At 51.1% G+C, this 5,865-nt stretch carries 4 protein-coding genes; 2 read left to right on the forward strand and 2 right to left on the reverse strand.

Annotation, left to right across the window (positions count from 1 at the left end; all coding sequences use genetic code 11):
- Positions 1 to 128 precede the first annotated feature (128 nt).
- Both galK and galT read right to left on the reverse strand, forming a co-directional pair.
- Positions 129 to 1,292 carry a galactokinase gene (gene galK / locus OI69_RS18695; RefSeq protein WP_039354197.1) on the reverse strand — a complete coding sequence of 388 codons (1,164 nt, stop codon included), beginning with the start codon at positions 1,290 to 1,292 and terminating at the stop codon, positions 129 to 131.
- Positions 1,293 to 1,301: 9 nt separating this feature from the next.
- Positions 1,302 to 2,342: a galactose-1-phosphate uridylyltransferase gene (gene galT / locus OI69_RS18700; RefSeq protein ID WP_039354200.1), complete on the reverse strand. Its 1,041-nt coding sequence runs from the start codon at positions 2,340 to 2,342 to the stop codon at positions 1,302 to 1,304.
- Positions 2,343 to 2,870: 528 nt separating this feature from the next.
- Between galT and galR the strand changes: the two genes are divergently transcribed.
- Positions 2,871 to 3,881, forward strand: coding sequence for an HTH-type transcriptional regulator GalR (galR, locus tag OI69_RS18705; protein WP_039354204.1), 1,011 nt, complete (start codon positions 2,871 to 2,873; stop codon positions 3,879 to 3,881).
- 460 nt (positions 3,882 to 4,341) lie between these two features.
- Entirely contained in the window at positions 4,342 to 5,649 is a 1,308-nt protein-coding gene (locus OI69_RS18710; RefSeq protein ID WP_039354207.1) for a maltoporin, read from the forward strand.
- Positions 5,650 to 5,865: the final 216 nt, after the last annotated feature.

Consider the following 5,865-nt stretch of genomic DNA (forward strand, 5'->3'; position numbering starts at 1 on the left):
TAGGGGAAACACGGTGATGAGGTTCCCGCAGGGATACCTCGCACCGTGGTCGCCCATGGCATCTCGATCTTTAAACGATCGGCATTACTTTGAACAAAGCCCATTTCACTCATTATTCCACAAAAATATTAATTCAACCGCCCTGCTCCATCGGATGCCTGACACAGATAGATTGACGGCTGAAGCCCGGTGCGTGCCGGATATTCACGCTCGACCACCTGTTTAACCTCATCGGTCAGCGCCGAGGGAATCAGGGCGACAATGCAACCACCGAACCCGCCACCGGTCATACGCACACCGCCCCGCTCACCGACATAATCCTGAATCAGCGCCACCAGCGTATCGATCGGCGGCACGGTAATCTCAAAATCATCGCGCATGGAGACATGTGATTCCGCCATCAGTGTAAACAAACGGTGCGCATCCTGACGCGCCAACGCATCAGCCGCTTCCAGCGTGCGGCGATTCTCGGTAATAACGTGTCGCGCACGGCGAACCGCCACCGGATCCAGCCCTTCGATTCCCGCTTCAAACTGCGACAGTGAAACATCGCGCAGCGCGTTAACGTTGAAGTGACGCGCGGCAGCTTCACACTGCTGACGGCGCGTGTTGTATTCGCTGTCCACCAGTCCACGGCGCACATTGGAATTCACGATCAGGACGTCAACGCCGTCGAGCATACGCACAGCTCGCCCTTCCAGAGAACGGCAATCGATCAACATTGCCTCACCCGCCCGCCCCTGCGCGGAAATAAACTGATCCATAATACCGCAGCTACAGCCGACAAAATGGTTCTCCGCCTGCTGACCATTCAGTGCCACATCCAACTGGCTAATATCCAGATGATTCATTTCTTTAAACGTTTGCCCGATCGCGACTTCCAGCGAGGCCGATGAACTTAACCCTGCGCCAGAAGGCACATTGCCGGAAACCACCATATCCATGCCGCTAAGTGGCAGGCCACGCGCCAGCAAAAACTTCACCGTTCCGCGGATATAGTTCGCCCAGGTATATTCCGGGTGGGGCACAATCTCTTGAGCGAGATCGAATTCATCCTGCTGATTGTCAAAGTCCACGGCGACCACTCGCACAATGCCATCCTGACGCACCGCTGCGCTGACAACCGTCTGGTAATCGATAGCACACGGCAAGACAAAGCCATCGTTATAGTCGGTGTGCTCACCAATCAGGTTGACCCGTCCGGGTGCCTGAATAGCGGCATGTGGCACATAGCCAAATAATCGGACAAAAATAGACTCGGTTAACTGACGTAGAGAATCAATACGGCTCATAAAATGACCTCAAATTTGCTCACGGAAATGGATATCACTCACGCTGCGTAAACGTTCAGCAGCCTGCTCTGCCGTCAGATCGCGCTGTGCTTCGGCCAGCATTTCATAGCCGACCATAAATTTGCGCACGCTGGCGGAACGTAATAACGGAGGATAAAAATGGGCATGCAGTTGCCAGTGCGCTGTGTCTCCGCCCTTAAACGGCGCGCCATGCCACCCCATCGAATAAGGAAATGAACACTGGAACAGGTTGTCGTAACGGCTGGTCAGCTTTTTCAGAAGCAGCGCCAGATCATCACGCTGAACCTCATTCAACTGCGGCAATCGCTGTACGGCAAACTTAGGCAACACCAGTGTTTCGAACGGCCACGACGCCCAATAAGGGACGACCGCCAGCCAGTGATCCGTTTCCAGCACAATGCGCGCACCATCAGCCAACTCACGCTGAGCATAGTCCAGCAGTAACGGCGAACCGTGACGGGAGAAGTAGCCTCGCTGCTGCTCGTCTTCACGTAGCACCTCGTTGGGCAGAAAATCGTTAGCCCAAACCTGACCGTGCGGATGGGGATTGGAGCACCCCATCATTGCGCCTTTATTCTCAAACACCTGCACCCACGGATAGCGCTTGCCCAGTTCCTCAGTTTGATCGCTCCACGTATCGATCACCGTTTTCAGCGCTGGCAGCGAAAGTTGCGGCAGGCTTTTACTGTGATCGGGAGAAAAACAGATCACGCGGCTCACGCCACGGGCTTGCTGTACGCGAAACAGTTCGTCATCATCCGACGGGACATCCGGTGTGTCTTCCATCAATGCCGAAAAATCATTCGTAAACACAAAGGTGCCCTGATAAGGCGGGTTGATATCGCCCGTAATGCGCTTATTGCCCGCACACAGATAGCAAGTGGGATCGTAAGACGGCGGCGTAGTGCGATCCGGCTCATCCTGCTGGCCCTGCCAAGGGCGCTTGGCGCGGTGCGGAGAAACCAGAATCCACTCGCCTTTCAGCGGATTAAACCGGCGGTGTGGGTGTTCAGTTGGCTCAAACTGCATAAGCTATTCCTCAATACAAAACACGAATTCGGTACAGCAGCGGGCACCATCCGCAGCCAATTGTCTGGTGCTAACAGCCCGTCAGCGGTCTGGAAAAGGCATCTGACCGCGCTATAAACCCAGCCAGAAAAACCTCTTCATGTAATCAGTTTCACCCTATGTTATGGATAAAATAGCTGTAATAATGCTGAACACAGATAGGGTGCTATCGTTTAACTATCACATGAGTGTAATCGATTACCCTAAATTTAAACCTCAGAGTGGTATTTTGGAAGAGAGAAATAGCCAATGATTGTTGATAGCGATCACAGAAGTACGGTCTGGATCAAAAAGGTAAGGTGGTCGGGTAGGTAACATTCCCCAAAACCCTGTACATTTATAAATATAAGTCATCGATTTTTTCTTTTAACTTGTGAGTAAGGCGATGATTCGCCCTACTACCCTCAATAATTCGGTTTGCTGGGAAGCTTAAGTACGTGCAACCTGAAATATGGCAGGGATAACACATTTGACCGTTCAGGAATGCCAATGGCCACAATAAAGGATGTCGCTCGTCTATCAGGTGTATCAGTCGCTACGGTTTCGCGCGTAATCAATAATTCGCCCAAAGCCAGTACCGCCTCCAGGGAAGCCGTACACAAGGCCATGGCGGAACTGCAATATCATCCGAACGCCAATGCCAGAGCGCTCGCGCATCAAAGTGCAGAGACGATGGGGTTGGTGGTCGCGGATGTCTCCGATCCCTTTTTTGGGACGATGGTGAAATCTGTCGAGCAAATTGCGCAAGCTACCGGCAACTTCCTGTTGATTGGTAACGGCTATCACAATGCCGAACAGGAAAAAAAAGCCATTGAGCAACTGATTCGCCACCGTTGCGCAGGGCTGATCGTGCATGCCAAAATGCTCTCCGATGAGGATCTGGCCGATTTGATGAGCTACATTCCTGATATGGTGCTCATCAACCGTACCTTACCGGGTTATGAAAACCGCTGCGTTGCGCTCGATGACCGCTATGGTTCCTGGTTGGCCACGCGTCATTTAATTCAGGAAGGCCACCAGAAGATCGGCTTTCTCTGTTCTAACCACCAGATTTCCGACTCCACTGACCGCCTGCAAGGCTATATGGATGCGCTGCAAGAGCACGGCATCCCACGGGATGAACGTCTCATTGCCCGTGCATCACCCGATGAAGTGGGGGGCGAGTCTGCCATGATGGAACTCCTGAGCCGCGGCGGCAATATGACGGCCGTGGTGTGCTACAACGATTCCATGGCCGCCGGCGCCCTTTCCGTTCTGAGCGATAACAGCATCAACGTACCGCAAGATATGTCCGTGGTGGGGTTTGATGATGTCTTGATCGCCCGTTACCTTCGCCCTCGCCTGACAACCGTCCACTACCCGGTTTCCGCGATGGCTATTCAGGCAGCCGAATTAGCCATCGCGTTATCCCACGGTAAACAGCTCAGCGAAACCACGAATATGTTTAGCCCGACGCTGGTACGCCGCCATTCCGTCAGCCCTCCCGCCCGTAAGAAATAACGACGTTTCCTTAACACAGCTTGCCCGCCCATCTCAGGCAAGCTGTCCGTTTGCATGTTCCCTGTTTTCCTTCTCTCTTTAGCAGGCATGCAGCCCCTCTATTCCAAAAATATTTCCTGCTCCGCAGCGAATCACACTTTTTATGCAACGTTTTTGTTCCTGATATAAAAAATTTTCTGCTGCATTTGAGATGCGCGGGCAATATGTGTAACCAGTTACACACGCGTTATACAGTGAATAGCATCATATAATTACTGATAAACAATCAAAAACCGGTCTGTAACATCGTTAACTCAGTGTAAATTTTGGTGTAACTCTTTTGTATTTTGTGAGAACAATCATGTCACGCGTCATTTTATTCCCCCATAATCCTTCGCCATGAGTGGAAGCGCTTTACCTCCGTTCACCTCATGTTATTTGGAACATCCACACTCTTACCCGAATAAGCGAAAGGTATATTATGAAAAGAAAACTGCTGACGACATCTATTGCGCTGAGTTTGGCAATGCTGGCAACCCCTTCTTATTCTGTTGATTTTTCAGGATATTTCCGTTCTGGCGTGGGTGTTTCAAACCACGGAAAACAACAAACAGCCGATAAAAACTATGTCGGAAGGTTAGGTAATGAAAGTGACACCTATGGTGAAATCGAACTGGGTCAACAACTGTATAACGAAGATGGGAAAACGTTTTACGTAGATAGCATGATTTCCATGTGGTCAGACAGTTCCAATGGCGATGAAAGCACAGCAAACAATGATGCCACCTTTGGTCTGCAACAATTTAACCTAAAAGCCAAAGGGTTTATTCCCGGCCTGTCAGATGCCACCGTCTGGGCGGGTAAGCGCTACTACCAGCGCCATGATTTGCACATCATCGATACCAAATACTGGAATATCTCTGGTGCCGGTGCCGGGATCGAAAACATCAAGGCGGGTGAAGGCGCGTTCTCATTTGCCTGGATCCGTGCCGATGCCGAAAACATGAATGTCGACTGTAGCAGCAGCTTGAACAGTCAGGAATGTTCTTCCAGACAAGATACCTATAACGATCTGAACATTAACTATCTGGATGCGCGCTATGCAGGCTGGAAGCCGTGGGACGGCGCATGGACAGAATTTGGTATCTCCTATGCAATGCCAAATGAAGCAGACACACAGAAGAACATCTTCCTGGCGGAAGGCCAGAAGTTCGATCCTAAAGATTCAATGATGCTGACTGGCGAAATCAGCCAATACTTCTCTGGCCTCAAATCCAGCCAGAAACTGGTGCTGCAATACGCCGACAAAGGGCTGGCCCACAATATGGTCGATCAGGGCGGCGGCTGGTATGACGTCTGGAGCGTCAATCCCAACGCCAAAGGCTACCGCGTCATTCAGGCTGGTGACCTGCCAATCACTGATAACATTACGCTTAGCCATGTCCTGACCTACGGTAAAGCGGATGAAATCAGCCTCTCGCACGACAGTACCGAATTACTTTCTGCGGTAGGTCGCGGTCAATATGCGTGGACGAAAAATCAGAAAACCTATCTGGAAGCCGGCGCTTACCAGAAAAAAGAGAGCTGGATGAGCGGTACGGAAAATAAATACACCGGTCAGAAATATACGCTAGCCCACGCCTTCAGCGCCGATATTCCGATGATGACCCGCCCGGAACTGCGCTTCTTCGTTTCTTATCTGGACGGTGGAAATGAAAATAGAAACCGCTTTAACGACGCTCGCAGCAATGCAGTGAACGTCGGTATTCAGGCTGAAGCCTGGTGGTAATAGTGCACTAACCCTCAGCCCGGCTGGCTCATCATTCCTGCCGGGCATTTTCCCAAAGGCTTTCTTCGGAAAGCCTTTTTCTATTGCGGATAGCATCCGCTATAAAATGTTCACTGCATCCTGTGTGGTAGTGCGAAAATTTCGTGCGTGTTAACTACCGAGCAAATCTGTGATTTCACCACACGCCCGACAAGGCGCGCTTGTATCTTTCTCATG

This window comes from Pectobacterium fontis, from assembly GCF_000803215.1.
Taxonomy (GTDB): Bacteria; Pseudomonadota; Gammaproteobacteria; order Enterobacterales; family Enterobacteriaceae; genus Pectobacterium; species Pectobacterium fontis.

What these genes read in the sequence shown, in the direction of transcription:
- galK (WP_039354197.1), bottom strand. Translation starts at nt 1,292, where the DNA reads ATGAGCCGTATTGATTCTCTACGTCAGTTAACCGAGTCTATTTTTGTC.
- galT (WP_039354200.1), bottom strand. Translation starts at nt 2,342, where the DNA reads ATGCAGTTTGAGCCAACTGAACACCCACACCGCCGGTTTAATCCGCTG.
- galR (WP_039354204.1), top strand. Translation starts at nt 2,871, where the DNA reads ATGGCCACAATAAAGGATGTCGCTCGTCTATCAGGTGTATCAGTCGCT.
- OI69_RS18710 (WP_039354207.1), top strand. Translation starts at nt 4,342, where the DNA reads ATGAAAAGAAAACTGCTGACGACATCTATTGCGCTGAGTTTGGCAATG.